This is a genomic window from Actinopolymorpha rutila, assembly GCF_013407855.1.
Classification (GTDB): Bacteria; Actinomycetota; Actinomycetes; order Propionibacteriales; family Actinopolymorphaceae; genus Actinopolymorpha; species Actinopolymorpha rutila.
Genome location: NZ_JACBZH010000001.1, coordinates 5785426 through 5804109, shown reverse-complemented (window position 1 = coordinate 5804109; position 18684 = coordinate 5785426). Strand labels below are relative to the sequence as shown.

Below are 18684 nucleotides of genomic sequence, written 5' to 3'. Positions count from 1 at the left end.
ATGACGCAGCCCAGAACTCCCGGCTCCGGCCGGCGCTGACCCGGCGAAGGAGCGACGAGGTGTTGGACCGGATCACGGTCGAGCCCGGAAAGATGGAGGGCCGGCCCTGTATCCGTGGACTGCGGTTCACGGTGGCGCAGCTGATCCGCCTCGCCGCGGCCGGCTGGACGCTGGAGCAGATCCAGCGGGAGTACGCCTTCGTCGAGGCGGAGGACCTGCGCCAGGCGCTGCTGTACGCCGCGGCCACCAGCGAGGTGACGATGATGCCGCTGCGGGACTCCGCGTGAGGTTTCTCGCCGACAAGAACATCTCCGTCCGGCTGTGTGAGTACCTCCGGGTGGCCGGGCACGACGCGGTCCACGTCGATCACGTGGGCCTGCACGACGCCGCGGACGCCGACCTGCTCGAGCACGCGCGCTTCGACCAGCGGATCGTCGTCTCCGCGTTCACCGATTTCGGCCTGCTCCTGGCCGCCCAGCGCTCGTTCGGCCCGTCGGTGCTGCTGACCAGGGAGATCAGCGTCGCTCCGGCGGCCGTGCTCGCCGACTACTTCGTCGCGCACCTGGACCTTGTCGAGCAGGACCTGAGGCAGGGAGCGATCGTGGCGTTCGGGACCCACGGCATCCGGGTACGGCGGCTCCCGCTGGGCTGATCGGCAGGGGATCCGCGGGGTGACCGGCAGGGGATCGACAGGGTGATCGGCGGGGAATCGGCGGCTGAACCGCAGGTGAGCGGCGTCCGATTGTCCGGCAACGGCCAGCAGGTTTTTGGCAACCGAAACGTCGCTTAAATCCCCAGGTCAGCCCGCCCATGGGGGCTTGCGCACGGATGGCAGCGAACCTCGTAGACTGTGACCATCACGGACTCGTGAAGGTGTTCACAAGTTCGCACAGCACCACCGCATCAGGTCCCGAATCTCACTTCCCAGGCAAGGGCCATGAGCCGCAACAGCGCTGATCACGACGCGGACGTCATCGTCGTCGGAGCCGGTCCGGCGGGCGCTACGACCGCCTACCACCTCGCCCGCACCGGGCTCGACGTCCTGGTGCTGGAGAAGACGGCGTTCCCGCGCGAGAAGGTCTGCGGCGACGGACTCACCCCCCGCGCGGTGAAGTCGCTCGTGGCGATGGGCATCGACACCTCGGCCGAGGCCGGCTGGCTGCAGAACAAGGGCCTGCGCATCTACGGCGGCGGAATGCGGCTGGAGCTGCCCTGGCCCGACCTCGCGGAGTACCCGCCGCACGGCCTGGTCCGCAAGCGCACCGACTTCGACGAGACTCTCGCCCGCCAGGCCCAGAAGGCCGGCGCCCGCCTGCACGAACGCACCACCGTCACCGGCCCCGTCACCGACGAGCGCACCGGGCGGGTCGTCGGCGTGACCGCGAAGCCGGTCCGCGAGCCCGGCTCCGGCGAAGGCGCCGGGACCGAGATCACCTACCGCGCCCCGGTGGTGATCGCGGCCGACGGCAACTCCTCCCGGCTGTCGGTCTCGGCCGGCCGGATGCGCCGCGAGAACCGCCCGATGGGCGTGGCCGTTCGTACGTACTTCGAAAGCCCCCGGCACGACGACGACTGGCTGGAGTCCTGGCTGGAGCTGTGGGACGGCAAACCGGGCCAGAGCAACCTGCTGCCCGGCTACGGCTGGGTGTTCGGCATGGGCGACGGCACCAGCAACGTCGGCCTCGGCATGCTCAACACCGCCACCGGCTTCCAGAACGCCGACTACCGCGGCCTGCTGAAGGCCTGGCTGTCGGGGATGCCGCCGGAGTGGGGCTTCGTGGACGACCGGCAGGTCGGCCAGGTCCGCGGAGCGGCACTCCCGATGGGCTTCAACCGCAAGCCCCACTACGCTTCCGGACTGATGCTCGTCGGTGACGCCGGCGGCATGGTCAACCCCTTCAACGGCGAAGGGATCGCCTACGCCATGGAGTCGGGGGAGATGGCCGCCGAGGTCGTCGCCCAGGCGCTGGCCCGCCCCGACGGTCCGCAGCGCGAGCGGGTGCTGGAGAGTTATCCGCGGGCGCTTTCGGCGAGGTACGGCGGCTACTACACAATGGGCCGGATCTTCGTGAGGGCGATCGGAAACCCACAGGTGATGAAGATCGCCACCCGCCACGGCCTGCCGCACCCGGTGCTGATGCGCTTCACGATCAAACTGCTGGCCAACCTGACCGACCCGCGCGGAGGTGACGCCATGGACCGGCTCATCAACGCGCTCGCCAAGGTCACCCCGGCGGCGTAGCGATCATGCGAGTTCCACACGACGTTCCACACCAGGTTCCACAGCACGTTCCACCCAGACAACCGGCCGGCCAACCGGCACGGCCGGCCGAAACCCACCGGGCGAGGGAGTCCTAGGATGACCACCCCGGGGGCCGGTACGACAACAGCCAGAAAGGGGAGCAGGTCGGCGTGAACCCCTATGTGCCGATTCTCATTCTGCTTCTGCTCGGCGGCGGCTTCGCGGTTGTCTCCGCCGTGGCCGGCTCCGTCATGGGACCGAAGCGCTACAACCGGGCCAAGGTCGAGTCGTACGAGTGTGGGATCGAACCCACTCCGCAGCCGGCCGGCGGTGGCCGCTTCCCGGTGAAGTACTACATCACCGCGATGCTGTTCATCGTCTTCGACATCGAGATCATCTTCCTCTACCCCTGGGCGGTCGCCTTCGACTCGATGGCGCTGTTCGGCCTGGTCGAGATGGTCCTGTTCATCCTGACCGTGTTCGTCGCCTACGCGTACGTCTGGCGCCGCGGGGGCCTGGAATGGGACTGAGCAGCACCCCGCACCTGGTCCGCCGTACGGAAGAGAGCTGAGAGCCATGGGCATCGAAGAGAAGCTGCCCGCCGGGGTCGCCCTGACCACGGTCGAGGGCATCGTGGGCTACTTCCGCAAGGCGTCGGTGTGGCCCGCGACGTTCGGCCTGGCCTGCTGCGCCATCGAGATGATGACGACCGGCGGCCCCCGCTACGACACCGCCCGCTGGGGCATGGAGGTCTTCCGCGCCTCGCCGCGGCAGGCCGACCTGATGATCGTCGCCGGCCGGGTGAGCCAGAAGATGGCCCCGGTGCTGCGCCAGATCTACGACCAGATGCCCGAGCCCAAGTGGGTGCTGGCGATGGGGGTGTGCGCCTCCAGCGGCGGCATGTTCAACAACTACGCGATCGTGCAGGGCGTCGACCACGTCGTCCCGGTCGACATCTACCTGCCCGGCTGCCCGCCGCGGCCGGAGATGCTGCTGGACGCGATCATCAAGCTGCACGAGAAGATCCAGGCCGGGAAGCTCGGCGTCCACAAGCGGCAGGAGCTCGAGGAGCACGAGAGCCTCGCGCTGGAGGCCGCGCCGACCTCGCAGATGAAGGGGCTGCTTCGGTGAGCGACGAACGACAGCCTGCCGACGGGCAGCAGCCCGGCGACGCGCAGGAAAACCTGCCGAGCCGCAGGGAGCCGACCCCTCCGGAGGTGATCGGCCTACGCCACGGTTCGTTCGGGGCGGGCGGCACCGGTGACACCTCCGGCTACGGCCGGCTGGTGCGCACGGTCGCGCTGCCGGGTGGGACCGCACCGCCCTACGGCGGCTGGTTCGACGAGCTGGCCGAGCGGCTGGACGCGGCCCTGCCCGACCATGGCGGCCAGGGGTTCGACGAGGCGATCGAGAAGGTCGTCGTCGACCGGGGCGAGATCACGTTCCACGTCCGGCGGGCACACCTGCTGAGCGTCGTACGTACCCTCCGCGACGACCCGGCGCTGCGGTACGAGTTCTGCAGCGGGGTCTCCGGCGTGCACTACCCGGGCGACACCGGGCGCGAGCTGCACTCCGTCTACCACCTGCTTTCCATGACCCACAACCGCCGGATCCGGCTCGAGGTGAGCTGCCCCGACGCCGACCCGCACGTCCCGTCGGTCGTCGGGGTCTACCCCACCGCCGACTGGCACGAGCGCGAGACCTACGACTTCTTCGGAATCGTCTACGACGGGCACCCGGGCCTGACCCGGATCGAGATGCCCGACGACTGGCCGGGTCACCCGCAGCGCAAGGATTACCCGTTGGGCGGCATTCCCGTCGAGTACAAGGGCGCGACCATTCCGCCTCCGGACGAGCGGAGGTCATACAGCTGATGACTACGCAACAAGAGCACACCCAGCACACCGAGCAGCAGGACCCGTACGCCGGCAGCCGGGACACCACCGAGGGCCAGGTCTTCACCGTCACCGGTCAGGACTGGGACTCCGTGGTGCAGGGCGCCGCCGAGGCCGACGACGAGCGCGTCGTGGTCAACATGGGCCCGCAGCACCCGTCCACGCACGGCGTCCTCCGGCTGATCCTGGAGCTGGACGGCGAGACCGTGAAGGACATGCGGTGCGGGATCGGCTACCTCCACACCGGTATCGAGAAGAACATGGAATACCGGACGTGGACGCAGGGCGTCACGTTCTGCACCCGGATGGACTACCTCTCGCCGTTCTACAACGAGGCCGCCTACGTCGGCGCGATGGAGAAGCTGCTCGGCATCGAGGACGACATCCCCGAGCGGGCACAGGTCCTCCGCGTCCTGATGATGGAGCTCAACCGCATCTCCTCCCACCTGGTGGCGATCGCCACCGGCGGCATGGAGATCGGCGCCCTCACCGTGATGACGATCGGCTTCCGTGAGCGGGAGAAGACGCTCGACCTGTTCGAGCTGATCACCGGCCTGCGGATGAACCACGCGTACATCCGTCCCGGCGGTGTCTCCCAGGACCTGCCCGACGGCGCCCTGGACGCCATCCGCGACTACATCGTGTGGATGCGCAAGCACCTGCCCGAGTACGCCGCGCTGTGCAACGAGAACCCCATCTTCAAGGGCCGCCTGGCCGGAAACGGCTACCTCGACCTCACCGGCTGCATGGCGCTCGGCGCCAGCGGTCCGGTGCTGCGGGCGACCGGCTACCCGTGGGACCTGCGCAAGACCCAGCCGTACTGGGGCTACGAGACCTACGACTTCGAGGTGAAGACGTGGGACACCTCCGACTCCTACGGCCGGTTCCGCATCCGGCTGGACGAGATGCACGAGAGCCTGAAGATCGTCGAGCAGTGCATCGAACGCCTGGAGAAGCCCGGCCCGGTGATGGTCGCCGACAAGAAGGTCGCCTGGCCCAGCCAGCTGGCGATCGGCTCCGACGGCCTGGGCAACTCCCTCGACCACATCAAGCACATCATGGGCGAGTCGATGGAAGCGCTCATCCACCACTTCAAGCTGGTGACCGAGGGCTTCCGCGTGCCGGCCGGCCAGGCCTACTTCGCGGTGGAGTCCCCCCGCGGCGAGCTGGCCTGCCACCTGGTGTCCGACGGTGGTACCCGGCCGTTCCGGGCCCACTTCCGCGACCCGTCCTTCGTCAACCTGCAGACCGCGGCGGCCATGTGTGAGGGCAGCATGGTGGCCGACGTCATCGTCGCGGTCGCGAGCATCGACCCCGTGATGGGTGGAGTGGACCGTTGATCACCGAGAAGACGCGTGCGGAGATGCGGGAGATCATCGCGCGCTACCCCCAGCCGCGTTCGGCGCTGCTGCCGATGCTGCACCTCGTCCAGAGCGAGGAGGGCTTCGTCAGCCCGGACGGCATCGAGGTGTGTGCCGAGCTGCTCGACATCACCGCGGCCGAGGTCGCGGCTGTGGCGACCTTCTACACCATGTACAAGCGGCGCCCGGTCGGCGACTACCACGTCGGCGTGTGCACCAACACGCTGTGCGCGGTGATGGGCGGCGACCAGATCATGGCCGGGCTGAAGGACCACCTCGGGATCGGCAACGACGAGACCACCGAGGACGGCAAGGTCACCCTCGAACACGTCGAGTGCAACGCCGCCTGCGACTTCGCCCCCGTGGTGATGGTCAACTGGGAGTTCTTCGACAACATGACCCCCGACCGGGCCCGCAAGCTCGTCGACGACCTGCGGGCCGGCGCCGAGGTGGAGGCCGACCGGGGTGCGCGGGTGTGCACCTGGCGGCAGGCCGAGCGGGTGCTGGCCGGCTTCCCCGACGGCCGCGCGGACGAAGGTCCGTCGGCCGGTGAGGCGTCGCTGGCCGGTCTGCGGCTGGCGCACGAGCGCGGCTGGACCGCCGGCGGGAACGTCGCCGCGGCGGCGCCCGACCTGACCACCCGGAGCGCCACTCCCGAAGAGGCGACCCGGACCGCGGCCGAGACCGACACCACCCGCGCCGAGAGCGAGTCGCGGGCCGCCGAGGCCGGCGTCGGTGGAGGCGGCAGGGGCCCGGGCAACCGGCCCGAGACGCCCGAAAGCGGTGCGGAGAACGCCGACAACGCGGGCAACGCGGGTTCCGCGGGCAGCGCCGACGGTGAGAGGGGACAGCGATGACCGATCCGCTTGCGCCGGTTCTCACGGCCAACTGGGGCCGGCAGGGTTCGTGGACCATGCGTGCCTACGCCGACCAGGGCGGGTACGAAGCGCTCAGGCAGGCGTTCGGCCGCGAGCCCGAAGAGGTCGTGGCCATGGTCAAGGACTCCGGCCTGCGCGGTCGGGGCGGCGCCGGCTTCCCCACCGGGATGAAGTGGGGCTTCCTGCCGCCGCTCGGTGACAAGCCGCGCTACCTCGTCGTCAACGCCGACGAGTCCGAGCCGGGCACCTGCAAGGACATCCCGCTGATGATGGCCAGCCCGCACACGCTGGTGGAGGGCGTCATCATCTCGGCGTACGCCATCCGCGCGCGGCAGGCGTTCATCTACGTACGCGGTGAGGTGCTGCACGTCATCCGCCGGCTGCAGCAGGCGGTGCAGGAGGCCTACGCCGCGGGCTACATCGGCCGCAACATCCTCGACACCGGCTACGACCTCGACGTCGTGGTGCACGCGGGCGCGGGCGCCTACATCTGTGGTGAGGAGACCGCCCTGCTCGACTCGCTGGAGGGTCGCCGGGGTCAGCCTCGGCTGCGGCCGCCCTTCCCGGCCGTCGCGGGTCTGTACGCCTCGCCCACTGTCATCAACAACGTCGAGTCCATCGCCTCGGTTCCGGCCATCGTCGCCAACGGACCGGAATGGTTCGCCGGCATGGGGACCGAGAAGAGCAAGGGCCACGTCATCTACTCCCTGTCCGGGCACGTCGAGCGGCCGGGACAGTACGAGGGCCCGCTGGGCATCACCCTGCGCGAGCTGCTCGACCTGGCCGGCGGCATCCGCGCCGGGCACCAGCTGAAGTTCTGGACGCCGGGCGGCTCCTCCACGCCGATGCTCACCGCCGAACACCTCGACGTGCCGCTCGACTACGAGGGGATGATGGGCGCCGGCAGCATGCTCGGCACCCGCGCCCTGCAGATGTTCGACGACACCACCTGCGCGGTGCGGGCGGTGCTGCGGTGGACGGAGTTCTACAAGCACGAGTCGTGCGGCAAGTGCACTCCCTGCCGGGAGGGCACCTGGTGGCTGGTGCAGATCCTCGAACGCCTGGAGCGGGGCGAGGGGAGCACCGACGACCTGGAGACGCTGCTCGACCTGTGCGACAACATCGCCGGCAGGTCGTTCTGCGCCCTGGCCGACGGTGCCGTCGCGCCGATCATGTCGTCCATCAAGTTCTTCCGCGACGATTACGTCGCGCACTTCGAACACGGCGGCTGCCCGTTCGACCCGGCCGCCGCCACATTGTTCGGGGCCGAGACTGCGACCGCAGGAGTTGGCGTATGACAGTGCAGGCGTCCGACCAGACGTCGGCCGAGGTGGAGAACCTCGTCACGCTCACCATCGACGACGTCAAGGTGAGCGTGCCGAAGGGCACCCTGGTGATCCGGGCCGCGGAGATGATCGGGGTGCAGATCCCGAGGTTCTGCGACCACCCGCTGCTGGACCCGGTGGGTGCCTGCCGGCAGTGCCTGGTCGACATTCCCGACGCGGGCAACGGGCGCGGCTTCCCCAAGCCGCAGGCCTCCTGCACGATCGAGGTCGCCGAGGGCATGGTCGTCAAGTCCCAGTTGACGTCCGGTACGGCCGACAAGGCGCAGCAGGGAATCATGGAGTTCCTGCTGATCAACCACCCGCTGGACTGCCCGGTCTGCGACAAGGGCGGCGAGTGCCCGCTGCAGAACCAGGCGATGAGCAACGGCCGGCCGGAGAGCCGCTTCACCGAGGTGAAGCGCACCTATCCCAAGCCGATCAACATCTCCAGCCAGGTGCTGCTCGACCGCGAGCGCTGCGTTCTGTGCGCACGGTGCACCCGCTTCTCCAAGCAGGTGGCCGGCGACCCGTTCATCGAGCTCCTCGAGCGCGGCGCGCTGCAGCAGGTCGGCATCTACGAGAAGGAGCCGTTCTCCAGCTACTTCTCCGGCAACACCATCCAGATCTGCCCGGTCGGTGCGCTCACCAGCGCGCAGTACCGCTTCCGCTCCCGCCCGTTCGACCTGGTGTCCACGCCGGGCACCTGCGAGCACTGCTCCAACGGCTGCTCGATCCGCACCGACCACCGGCGCGGCAAGGTCATGCGCCGGCTGGCCGGCGACGACCCCGAGGTCAACGAGGAGTGGATCTGCGACAAGGGCCGGTTCGGCTTCCGGTACGCCGCGTCGACCGAGCGCCTCACCCACCCGCTGGTCCGCGACGAGGACACCGGTGAGCTGCGTCCGGCCTCGTGGTCGGAGGCGTTCCGGGTGGCCGCCGAGGGGCTGGCCGCCGCCCGCGGTCGCACCGGTGTGCTGACCGGCGGCCGGGTGACGCTGGAGGACGCCTACGCCTACTCCAAGTTCGCCCGGGTGGCGCTGAACACCAACAACGTCGACTTCCGTTCCCGGCCGCACTCCCACGAGGAGGCCGACTTCCTCAGCGCCGCCGTCGCCGGCACCGGCCTCGGCGTGACCTACCGCGACCTGGAGCGCGCGAGCGCGGTCCTGCTGGTCGGCCTGGAGGTCGAGGAGGAGGCGCCGATCGTCTTCCTGCGGCTCCGCAAGGCGGTCAGCAAGGGCGGGACCACCGTCACCGCGATGGCTCCGTACACCACGTCCGGACTCGAGAAGCTGTCCGGCTCGCTGCTGCGGGCCGCGCCCGGCACGGAGGCGGAGTTCCTGGACGCCCTCCACGGTGGCGGTGCGGAGAGCGGTCTCGACGAGGCCGGCCGGGCCGCCGCCGAGGCGCTGCGCGGCGACAACGCCGTGATCCTGGTCGGGTCCCGCCTGGCTGGGTCCTCCGGTGCGCTGTCGGCCGTACTGCGGCTGGCGGAGGAGACCGGTGCGCGTCTCGCCTGGGTTCCCCGCCGCGCCGGTGAGCGGGGTGCGGTGGACGCGGGCTGCCTCCCGCACCTGCTGCCCGGCGGCCGGCCGAGCTTCGACGCGGCCGCCCGGGTCGACGTGGCCGCGGCGTGGGGCGTCGGCGACCTGCCGATCGAGCCCGGCAGGGACGCCTCGACCATGCTCACCGAGGCCGCCGACGGCGAGCTGGGTGCGCTGGTGGTCGGCGGTGTCGAGATCGACGACCTGCCAGACCCGGCCGCCGCGCGCGCCGGGCTGGAGCGGGCCGGGTTCGTGGTCAGCCTGGAGCTGTCCCCGACCGAGGTCACGAAGTACGCCGACGTGGTGTTCCCGGTCGCCGCGGTGGCCGAGAAGGCCGGTTCGTTCGTCGACTGGGAGGGCCGCGCCCGCCCGTTCGAGCGGGCGCTCGCCGAGGGCGGACAGCAGCCCGACCTGTGGGTGCTGGCCGGACTCGCCGACGAGCTGGACGCGCCGCTCGGCTTCACCACCGTCGAGGGCGCCCGCGCCGAGCTGACCGAGCTGGGTGCCTGGGACGGCACCCGCGCGGTGCCGCCGCGGCTGCCCGCACCCGAGCCGGCCCAGCCGAGCGCGGGTGAGGCGGTCCTCGCGACCTGGCCCCAGCTGATCGACGACGGTGCCCTGCTGGCCGGGGAGCCCAACCTCGCCGGCACCGCCCGCCCGGTGCGGGCCCGCCTGTCCGCGACGACCGCGACGGCCCTCGGTGTCGTCGAGGGCGACTCGGTGGAGGTCTCCACGGCACGCGGCCGGCTGCACCTGCCGGTCGCCGTCGCCGACCTGCCCGACCAGGTGGTGTGGGTGCCGACCCACTCCACGGGGTCGCACGTGTACGACACGCTCGGCGTCGACGCCGGCGCGCTGGTGGACGTCGCCCGGGCCGAGCGGGCGCCGCAGACCGTCGACCACGCGGCGACGGGCCACGACCAGCAGTCTCCGAACGGGTCGGCCGCCGGCTCGACCGCCAGTCAGGGAGGTACGGCATGACCGCCGCTGTGCTGCCGCTCGCCGCCAACGAGCTGTCGGCGTTCGGCAAGGACCCGTGGTGGATCGTCCTCATCAAGGCGGTCGGCATCACGGTGCTCCTGCTGGTGTTCACGATCTTCAACGTGTGGTTCGAACGCAAGGTCGTGGCCCGGATGCAGCACCGCACCGGGCCCAAGGTGCACGGCCCCTTCGGTCTGCTGCAGAGCCTCGCCGACGGCGTGAAGCTGTCGCTGAAGGAGACGATCAAGCCGAAGAACGTCGACACCGTGATCTACGTGATGGCGCCGGTGATCTCGGCGGCGATGGCGTTCACGGCGTTCTCGGTGATCCCGCTCGGGCCCGAGGTGAGCATCTTCGGGCACCGCACGCCGCTGCAGCTGACCGACCTTCCGGTCGGGGTGCTGCTGGTGCTCGCGGTGGCCTCGCTCGGCATCTACGGCATCGTGCTCGGCGGCTGGTCCTCCGGCTCGACGTACCCCCTGCTGGGTGGTCTGCGCTCCTCGGCGCAGATGATCTCCTACGAGGTCGCGATGGGACTCGCGTTCGTCGCGGTGTTCCTCTACTCCGGCTCCATGTCGACCTCGGAGATCGTCGGCGCGCAGGCGCACGGCAGCGCGGCGCACATCTTCGGGCTGACCATCCAGCTGCCCAGCTGGTACGCCATCGTGCTGCTCCCGTCGTTCCTCATCTATCTCGTGTCGATGGTGGGCGAGACCAACCGGGCGCCGTTCGACCTGCCCGAGGCCGAGGGTGAGCTGGTCGCCGGCTTCGCCACCGAGTACGCCTCGATGAAGTACCTCCTGTTCTTCCTCGCCGAGTACGTCAACATGGTGACGGTCTCCGCCCTGGCGACCACGCTGTTCCTGGGCGGCTGGCGCGCGCCCTGGCCGCTGTCGCTGTGGTCGGGTGCCAACGAGGGCTGGCTGCCGTTCGTGTGGTTCATCGGCAAGGTGCTCGTCTTCATGTTCGTGTTCATCTGGCTGCGCGGGACCCTGCCGCGGTTCCGGTACGACCAGTTCATGCGGCTGGGCTGGAAGTTCCTGATCCCGATCGCGCTGGTGTGGACGGTCTTCGTCGCGACCGCGCGGGCCACCCTGAGCGCGGGCTACCAGCGCCAGTTCTTCTTCGGCATCGGCGCGGTGATCCTCGTGGTCCTGGCGCTGTCCTTCGTCTACGACGCGAGGGCGGCCCGCAAGGAGCAGGCGGAGGAGACCGCGAGGGAAGAAGCCGACCGGGCGGAGTTCGACCCGTTCGTGGGTGGATACCCTGTCCCGCCGATGCCCGGACAAAAGGTGCCCGGTCTGCAACCCGCCGCGGTGGCGGTGTCCGCCGACGCGGGCGCCCGCGAGACCGGGGCAGGCGGTTCGGGCACCGCCGGCCGATCGACAGACAGCGCAGGCCAGGAGGACTCCCGTGGCTAGTCTCAAGCAGCAGCTCTGGGACCCGATCGCAGGGTTCGGGGTGACCTTCACGACGATGTTCCGGAAGGTCTTCACCGAGCAGTACCCCTTCGAGAAGAAGCCCACCGCGCCGCGGTTCCACGGCCGGCACCAGCTCAACCGCCACCCGGACGGGCTGGAGAAGTGCGTCGGCTGTGAGCTGTGCGCCTGGGCCTGCCCGGCCGACGCGATCTACGTCGAGGGCGCGGACAACACCGAGGGCGGTCGCTTCTCGCCCGGTGAGCGGTACGGCCGCGTCTACCAGATCAACTACCTGCGTTGCATCCTCTGCGGGCTGTGCATCGAGGCGTGCCCCACCCGGGCGCTCACGATGACCAACGAGTACGAGCTCGCCGACGACAACCGCGCGGACCTGATCTACGAGAAGAAGGATCTGCTCGCACCGCTCCTGCCCGGCATGGAGGAGCCGCCGCACGAGATGCGGCTCGGTGACGACGAGAAGGACTACTACCTCGGCGCCGGCCTGCCCGGCTGGTCCGGCCGGGGCGGGTCCGAGAAGGACACGAACGTGGAGAGCGAGGCAGCGCACTCATGACCGCGACCTTCTGGGTGCTGGCACCGATCGCGGTGCTCGCCGCCCTGGGCATGGTGCTCGCCCGGAAGGCGGTGCACAGCGCGTTGCTTCTGGCGGCGGTGATGATGTGCCTCGCCATCATGTACGCCAGCCTGGACGCGCCGTTCCTGTTCGCCGTCCAGGTGATCGTCTACACCGGCGCCATCCTGATGCTGTTCCTGTTCGTCCTGATGCTGGTCGGCGTCGACGCCTCCGACTCCGCGGTGGAGACACTGCGCGGGCAGCGGTGGATGGCGATCGTGGGTGCCCTGCTGTTCGGGATCCTGATCCTGGTCGCGGTCGGCCAGGTCACCCTGGGCAAGCCGGTCGGCCTGGCCGCCGCCACGCCGGACGGCAACGTCCCCGCCCTCGCGTCGCTGCTGTTCTCCAAGTACGTCTTCGCGTTCGAGGTGACCAGCGCCCTGCTGATCACCGCGGCCGTGGGCGCGATGATCCTCGCCCACCGCGAGCGGATCACCGAGAAGGTGACCCAGAAGCAGCTGGCCGAGCAGCGGTTCCGGGCGTACGCCGAGCAGGGCCGCCACCCCGGCCAGCACCCGGCTCCCGGCACGTTCGCCCGGCACAACGCGGTCGACACCCCGGCCCTGCTGCCCGACGGGACCGCGGCCGAGTCCTCGGTCTCCCGGGTGCTCATCGCCCGGGGCACGGTCCGCGACCCCGAGCGCTACACCAACCAGGTGCCCGGCCTCGAGCCGTACACCGGCAAGCCCTCGCCGAGGGCCACCCGCGGCGCCGACGGCCGCCCGAACGACGAGACGGCCGCCGAGAACGGCACCGACTACGCCGGCTCGGCGCACAACGGCTCCGGCACCGGCCGCGACGCCAACGGCAACGGTTCGGCCGGTCCCCACGAGGGCGGTTCGCCCGAAGGCGGTTCCTCACGAGGCGGTACTTCCAACGGAGGTGACGCATGACCGCCGGTCCCTACATCGTGCTGTCGGCGCTGCTGTTCACGATCGGTGCGCTCGGTGTGCTCGTACGCCGCAACGCGATCGTCGTGTTCATGTGCGTCGAGCTGATGCTGAACGCCGGCAACCTGGCGTTCGTGGCCTTCGCCCGCCAGGTTGGCAACCTCGACGGGCAGGTCGTGGCGTTCTTCGTGATGGTGGTGGCCGCCGCCGAGGTCGTCGTCGGTCTGGCGATCATCATGACCATCTTCCGGACCCGTCGCTCGGCCTCGGTCGACGACGCGAGCCTGCTGAAGTTCTGATGCGGCCGACACCTGATGCCAGCCCCAAGCGGCCAGTTCTGATCCGAGAGGCGAGACCCACGTGACCACCCCTGTGAGCGCCCTGGCGCTGGCCGGCGAGCAAGCGGCCCACGCGAGCGGCGTCTTCTCGCTGCTGTGGCTGATCGTCGCCATCCCGGCGGTTTCGGCAGCGGTGATCCTGCTTTCCGGACGCGCCGGCAACGCCTGGGGACACCTCCTCGGCTGCGCCGCGCCGATCGCGTCGTTCGTGCTCGGCGCGATCATGTTCTTCTCGATGCTCGGCCGCGGCCCGGAGGACCGGGCGGTCGCCCAGCAGCTCTACACGTTCATCCCGCTGCCCGACTACCACGTCGAGGCGGGGCTGCTGCTGGACCAGTTGTCGGTGTGCTTCGTCCTGCTGATCACCGGCGTGGGCAGCATCATCCACGTCTACTCCCTCGGCTACATGGCCCACGACGAGCGGCGGAAGAGGTTCTTCGGATACCTCAACCTGTTCGTCGCGGCGATGCTGCTGCTGGTGCTGGCCAACGACTTCCTCGTGGTCTTCATCGGCTGGGAGGGTGTCGGCCTGGCGTCGTACCTCCTGATCGGCTTCTGGCAGCACAAGCACTCCGCGGCCACCGCGGCGAAGAAGGCGTTCGTCGTCAACCGCGTCGGTGACGTCGGCCTGTCGCTGGCGGTGATGCTGATGCTGGCGACGTTCGGCACCTCGTCGTTCGCCGGCGTCTTCTCCCACGTGGGCGCCGCCGGGACCGGCATCGCCACCGCGCTGGGGTTCCTGCTCCTGCTGGGCGCGTGCGGTAAGTCCGCGCAGTTCCCGCTGCAGTCCTGGCTGCTGGACGCGATGGAGGGCCCGACCCCGGTGTCGGCGCTGATCCACGCCGCGACGATGGTGACCGCGGGCGTCTACCTCGTCACCCGGTCCAACGCGATCTTCGACCAGGCACCGGTCGCGCAGACGGCCGTGGTGCTGGTCGGCACGATCACCCTGCTGATGGGTGCGGTCATCGGTTGCGCCAAGGACGACATCAAGAAGGTGCTGGCCGGCTCCACCATGAGCCAGATCGGCTACATGATGCTGGCGGCCGGGCTCGGGCCGGTGGGGTACGCCTTCGCGATCTTCCACCTGCTCACGCACGGCTTCTTCAAGGCGGACATGTTCCTCGGTGCCGGCTCGGTGATGCACGGCATGAACGACGAGGTCAACATGCGCCGCTACGGCGCCCTGCGCAAGGTCATGCCGATCACCTTCGGCACGTTCTTCGTGGGGTACCTCGCGATCATCGGCATCCCGCCGTTCGCCGGGTTCTTCAGCAAGGACAAGATCATCGAGGTGGCGTTCGCGTCCAACTTCTGGATCGGTCTCTGCGCGCTGCTCGGTGCCGGCGTCACCGCGTTCTACATGACCCGGCTGGTGTACATGACCTACCTCGGTCACAAGCGCTGGGCCAAGGACGCGCACCCGCACGAGTCGCCGTCGGTGATGACGGTTCCGCTGATCCTGCTGGCGATCCTCAGCACCGTGGGTGGTGCGGGCATGGCCTACGTCGGCGGCGGGATCGTCAACTGGCTGGAGCCGGTGGTCGGTGAGAAGGAAGCCCACCTGCCGTTCCCGCTGGTCCTGCTGACCATCGTCACCCTGCTGGTGGTGCTGCTCGGCATCGCCGTCGCCTGGTTGTTCGTGGCCCGCCGGGAGGTGCCGACGGTCGCGCCGACCAAGGTGTCGCCGATCACCACCGCGGCCCGGCGCGACCTGTACGGCGACGCCTTCAACGAGGTCGTCCTCATGCGTCCCGGTCAGGAGGTGACCCGCGGGCTGGTCGGCTTCGACAGCCACGGGATCGACGGCGTGGTCAACGGCCTCGCCGCCTTCTTCGGTGGCGTGTCCGGCCGGGTCCGCCGGGTCCAGACCGGCTTCGTCCGTTCGTACGCACTCGTCATGATCGGGGGCGCCGCCCTCGTCGTCGTGTCCATGCTGTTGGTGAGGCTGTCGTGAACAACTTCCCTTGGCTGACCGTCATCGGCGTGCTCCCCGCCGTGGGGGCGCTCGTCGTGGCGCTGCTCCCGAAGGGGCGTGACCTGCTGGCGAAGCAGACCGCGCTCGCCTTCTCCACGGTCGCGCTGGTGCTCGCCGTGGTGATGGCGGTGCGGTTCGACCCGGCGGCGGCGAGCGGGGGCAAGTTCCAGTTCGCCGAGCAGCACAGCTGGATCCCGCAGTTCGGCGTCCACTACGCCCTCGGCCTGGACGGCATCGGCCTGGTGCTGTTCCTGCTCACCGCGCTGCTCACGCCGGTGGTGATCCTGGCCTCGTGGAACGACGCCGACGCACCGGCCCGGGCGGCGGGCGCGGCGGTCGATGCGACCGGGCAGCCCACCGACGCCGAGCAGCCGGAGCGGCAGCGCAGCGGCGTGAAGACGTTCTTCGCGCTGATGCTGGCGCTGGAGACGCTGGCCCTCGGCGTGTTCGCGGCCACCGACGTCTTCTTGTTCTACGTGCTGTTCGAGGCCACGCTGATCCCGATCTACTTCCTGATCGGCCGGTTCGGCGGTCCGCGCCGCAGCTACGCCGCGGTGAAGTTCCTGATCTACAGCCTCGTCGGCGGCCTGCTCATGCTGGCCTCGGTGGTCGGCCTGTACGCCCTGTCGGTGTCGCAGACCAAGGGCAGCCCGTCGTTCCTGCTGCACTCGCTGACCGAGCTGAACATCGACCCGGCCACCCAGAAGTGGCTGTTCGCCGGCTTCTTCATCGCGTTCGCGATCAAGGCGCCGATGTGGCCGGTGCACACCTGGCTGCCCGACGCCGCCCGGGAGGCGACCCCCGGCACCTCGGTGCTGCTGGTGTCGATCCTGGACAAGATCGGCACGTTCGGGATGATCCGGCTGTGCCTGCAGCTGTTCCCGGAGGCCTCGAAGTGGGCCACCCCGGCGATCATCGTGCTGGCCGTGATCAGCGTGATCTACGGCGCGGTCCTCGCGATCGGGCAGAAGGACATCAAGCGGGTGATCGCCTACAGCTCGGTCTCCCACTTCGGTGTGATCGTGCTCGGCATCTTCGCGATGACCAGCCAGGGCCAGGCCGGCGCGACGCTCTACATGCTCAACCACGGACTGTCCACGGCGGCGCTGTTCCTGGTCGGCGGCTACCTCATCAGCCGGCGCGGCTCGTCGCGGATCGCCGACTTCGGCGGGGTGGACAAGGTGGCGCCGGTGCTGTCCGGCACGTTCCTGTTCGCCGCCCTGTCCGGGCTCGCGCTGCCCGGTCTGGCGCCGTTCGTCAGTGAGTTCCTGGCGCTGGCGGGCACGTTCAAGCGGTACGAGGTGGCGGCGATCATCGCCACCTGCAGCATCATCCTCGCTGCGCTGTACATGCTGATCCTCTTCCAGCGCACGATGACCGGCCCGACCGCCGCGGCGGTGGCGAAGATGCCCGACCTGCGTGGCCGGGAGAAGCTCGCGATCGCTCCGCTGGTCGTACTGATCATCGCGCTCGGGGTGTTCCCCAAGCCGGCGCTCGATGTCATCTCACCCGCCGTCGACGCGACGATGAAGCGGGTCGGTGTCACCGATCCGGCACCCAAGGTCCCCGTCACGGCTCCTTCGGAAGGTACGAAGTGACTCCGATCATCCTGGCCCAGGAGTTCAAGAGCCCGACGATCGAGTACGCCAAGATCGCGCCGCTGCTCATCATCTTCGGCGTTGCGATCGTCGGCGTTCTCATCGAGGCGTTCCTTCCGCGCCGGCTGCGTTACCCCGCCCAGGTGACGGTGACGCTGCTCGCCCTGGTCGCCGCGCTGGCGACGACCATCGGGCTGGCCGGCACGTCGCAGGTGGCCGCCGAGGGCGCGGTCGCGGTCGACGGCTTCACGTTGTTCCTGTGGGGCACCGTGCTGGTGATGGCGATCATCTCGGTGCTGCTGCTGGCCGAGCGTGCCGTCGACGGCGGCGTGACCGCGTTCGCCGCGCAGGCCTCGGCGCTGCCGGGAACGGAGGCCGAGCGGGAGTCGCTGGGCCGCCGGCTGGAGCAGACCGAGGTGTTCCCGCTCTTCCTGTTCGCGGTCAGCGGCATGCTGTTGTTCCCGGCCGCCAACGACCTGTTGACGATGTTCGTCGCGCTCGAGGTGCTGTCGCTGCCGCTGTACCTCCTGTGCGGGCTGGCCCGCCGCCGCCGGCTGCTGTCGCAGGAAGCCGCGATGAAGTACTTCCTGCTCGGCGCGTTCGCCTCGGCGTTCTTCCTCTACGGCATGGCGATGCTGTACGGCTTCGCCGGCACGATCAGCTTCGCCGGCATCGCGACCGCGGTGGGCGCGAAGGTCGGCGCGGACGGCCTGCTGCTCGCCGGGACCGGACTCGTCGCGGTGGGGCTGTTGTTCAAGATCGGCGCCGCGCCGTTCCACATGTGGACGCCGGACGTCTACCAGGGCGCGCCGACCGCGATCACCGCGTTCATGGCGGCCTGCACCAAGATCGCCGCGTTCGGTGCCCTGCTGCGGCTGTTCTACGTCGCGCTCGGTGCCGCCCGCTGGGACTGGCAGCCGATGATCTGGGTGGTCGCCATCCTCACCATGGCGGTCGGTGCGGTGCTGGCTCTCACCCAGACCGACATCAAGCGGATGCTGGCGTACTCCTCGATCGCCCACGCCGGCTTCCTGCTGGTCGGGTTCGTCGGGGTGCGCGAGGCGATCTCGGCCAACCTGTCCGGTGTGCTGTTCTACCTCGCCGCGTACGGCTTCGCCACGATCGGCGCGTTCGGCCTGGTGACGCTGGTCCGCGACGCGAGTGGCGAGGCGACCCACCTGTCCCGCTGGGCCGGGCTCGGCCGCCGGTCGCCGCTGCTGGCCAGTGCGATGGCGCTGTTCCTGCTCGCGTTCGCCGGTATCCCGTTGACCAGCGGGTTCATGGGTAAGTGGGCAGTGTTCAGCGCAGCGTGGCAGGGTGGTGCCTGGCCGCTGGTCGTGATCGGCGTGCTGGCCAGCGTCGTGGCCGCGTTCTTCTACGTCCGGGTGATCGTGGTGATGTTCTTCTCCACGCCGGCCGCGGAGGGACCGACCATCGCGGTGCCCAGCATCTTCACGTCCGTGGCGGTGGCGGTCGGTGTCGCGGCCACGGTGGTGCTCGGTCTGCTGCCCGGCCCGCTGCTGGACCTCGCGGCGCGTGCTGCCCACCTGGTGGGCTGAGCGCAGCGCAGACCCGCTCCGTTCGGAGCAGTGCGACACC

General features: G+C 69.8%; 16 protein-coding genes and 1 pseudogene. All 17 read left to right on the top strand.

The annotated features are described in order from the left end of the window. Positions 1 to 59: 59 nt before the first annotated feature. The 17 genes and pseudogenes from F4554_RS25825 (at position 60) to nuoN (ending at position 18644) form a co-directional block, all read left to right on the top strand. Positions 60 to 287 carry a DUF433 domain-containing protein gene (locus F4554_RS25825; protein WP_179789983.1) on the top strand — a complete coding sequence of 76 codons (228 nt, stop codon included), beginning with the start codon at positions 60 to 62 and terminating at the stop codon, positions 285 to 287. Then, positions 284 to 652, top strand: a complete 369-nt coding sequence (locus F4554_RS25820) for a DUF5615 family PIN-like protein (RefSeq protein WP_179789982.1) — start codon at positions 284 to 286, stop codon at positions 650 to 652. Before F4554_RS25825 ends, F4554_RS25820 begins: the two co-directional genes overlap by 4 nt. 285 nt (positions 653 to 937) lie before the next feature. Then, complete coding sequence (locus F4554_RS25815) at positions 938 to 2242, top strand: geranylgeranyl reductase family protein (protein ID WP_179789981.1); 1305 nt, start codon at positions 938 to 940, stop codon at positions 2240 to 2242. 170 nt (positions 2243 to 2412) lie between these two features. Beyond that, on the top strand, positions 2413 to 2772 hold the full coding sequence (locus F4554_RS25810; RefSeq protein ID WP_092652806.1) for an NADH-quinone oxidoreductase subunit A: 360 nt from the start codon (positions 2413 to 2415) through the stop codon (positions 2770 to 2772). A 46-nt stretch (positions 2773 to 2818) separates the two neighbouring features. After that, a complete protein-coding gene (locus F4554_RS25805; RefSeq protein ID WP_179789980.1) occupies positions 2819 to 3373 on the top strand; it encodes a NuoB/complex I 20 kDa subunit family protein in 555 nt (184 codons plus the stop codon). Next, entirely contained in the window at positions 3370 to 4116 is a 747-nt protein-coding gene (locus F4554_RS25800) for an NADH-quinone oxidoreductase subunit C (RefSeq protein WP_179789979.1), read from the top strand. The genes F4554_RS25805 and F4554_RS25800 overlap by 4 nt, the downstream gene beginning before the upstream one ends. Further along, positions 4116 to 5477 (top strand): NADH-quinone oxidoreductase subunit D, encoded by a 1362-nt coding sequence (locus F4554_RS25795; RefSeq protein WP_179789978.1) that lies wholly within the window; start codon positions 4116 to 4118, stop codon positions 5475 to 5477. The genes F4554_RS25800 and F4554_RS25795 overlap by 1 nt, the downstream gene beginning before the upstream one ends. 23 nt (positions 5478 to 5500) lie before the next feature. Further along, positions 5501 to 6169 (top strand): annotated as a pseudogene (gene nuoE / locus F4554_RS25790) (NADH-quinone oxidoreductase subunit NuoE); the annotation flags it as partial. Positions 6170 to 6351: 182 nt separating this feature from the next. Beyond that, positions 6352 to 7674, top strand: coding sequence for an NADH-quinone oxidoreductase subunit NuoF (gene nuoF / locus F4554_RS25785; RefSeq protein ID WP_179789977.1), 1323 nt, complete (start codon positions 6352 to 6354; stop codon positions 7672 to 7674). Then, positions 7671 to 10226 (top strand): NADH-quinone oxidoreductase subunit G, encoded by a 2556-nt coding sequence (locus F4554_RS25780; protein WP_179789976.1) that lies wholly within the window; start codon positions 7671 to 7673, stop codon positions 10224 to 10226. The genes nuoF and F4554_RS25780 overlap by 4 nt, the downstream gene beginning before the upstream one ends. After that, entirely contained in the window at positions 10223 to 11647 is a 1425-nt protein-coding gene (nuoH, locus tag F4554_RS25775; RefSeq protein WP_179789975.1) for an NADH-quinone oxidoreductase subunit NuoH, read from the top strand. Before F4554_RS25780 ends, nuoH begins: the two co-directional genes overlap by 4 nt. Next, positions 11640 to 12221, top strand: coding sequence for an NADH-quinone oxidoreductase subunit NuoI (nuoI, locus tag F4554_RS25770; RefSeq protein ID WP_179789974.1), 582 nt, complete (start codon positions 11640 to 11642; stop codon positions 12219 to 12221). Before nuoH ends, nuoI begins: the two co-directional genes overlap by 8 nt. Then, entirely contained in the window at positions 12218 to 13174 is a 957-nt protein-coding gene (locus F4554_RS25765; protein ID WP_179789973.1) for an NADH-quinone oxidoreductase subunit J, read from the top strand. The genes nuoI and F4554_RS25765 overlap by 4 nt, the downstream gene beginning before the upstream one ends. Then, positions 13171 to 13470: an NADH-quinone oxidoreductase subunit NuoK gene (gene nuoK / locus F4554_RS25760; protein WP_092652824.1), complete on the top strand. Its 300-nt coding sequence runs from the start codon at positions 13171 to 13173 to the stop codon at positions 13468 to 13470. Before F4554_RS25765 ends, nuoK begins: the two co-directional genes overlap by 4 nt. An 82-nt stretch (positions 13471 to 13552) precedes the next feature. Beyond that, positions 13553 to 15466: an NADH-quinone oxidoreductase subunit L gene (gene nuoL / locus F4554_RS25755; RefSeq protein ID WP_179791769.1), complete on the top strand. Its 1914-nt coding sequence runs from the start codon at positions 13553 to 13555 to the stop codon at positions 15464 to 15466. Further along, positions 15463 to 17085 carry an NADH-quinone oxidoreductase subunit M gene (locus tag F4554_RS25750; protein WP_179789972.1) on the top strand — a complete coding sequence of 541 codons (1623 nt, stop codon included), beginning with the start codon at positions 15463 to 15465 and terminating at the stop codon, positions 17083 to 17085. Before nuoL ends, F4554_RS25750 begins: the two co-directional genes overlap by 4 nt. Beyond that, positions 17082 to 18644, top strand: a complete 1563-nt coding sequence (gene nuoN / locus F4554_RS25745; protein WP_179789971.1) for an NADH-quinone oxidoreductase subunit NuoN — start codon at positions 17082 to 17084, stop codon at positions 18642 to 18644. The genes F4554_RS25750 and nuoN overlap by 4 nt, the downstream gene beginning before the upstream one ends. Positions 18645 to 18684 lie beyond the last annotated feature (40 nt).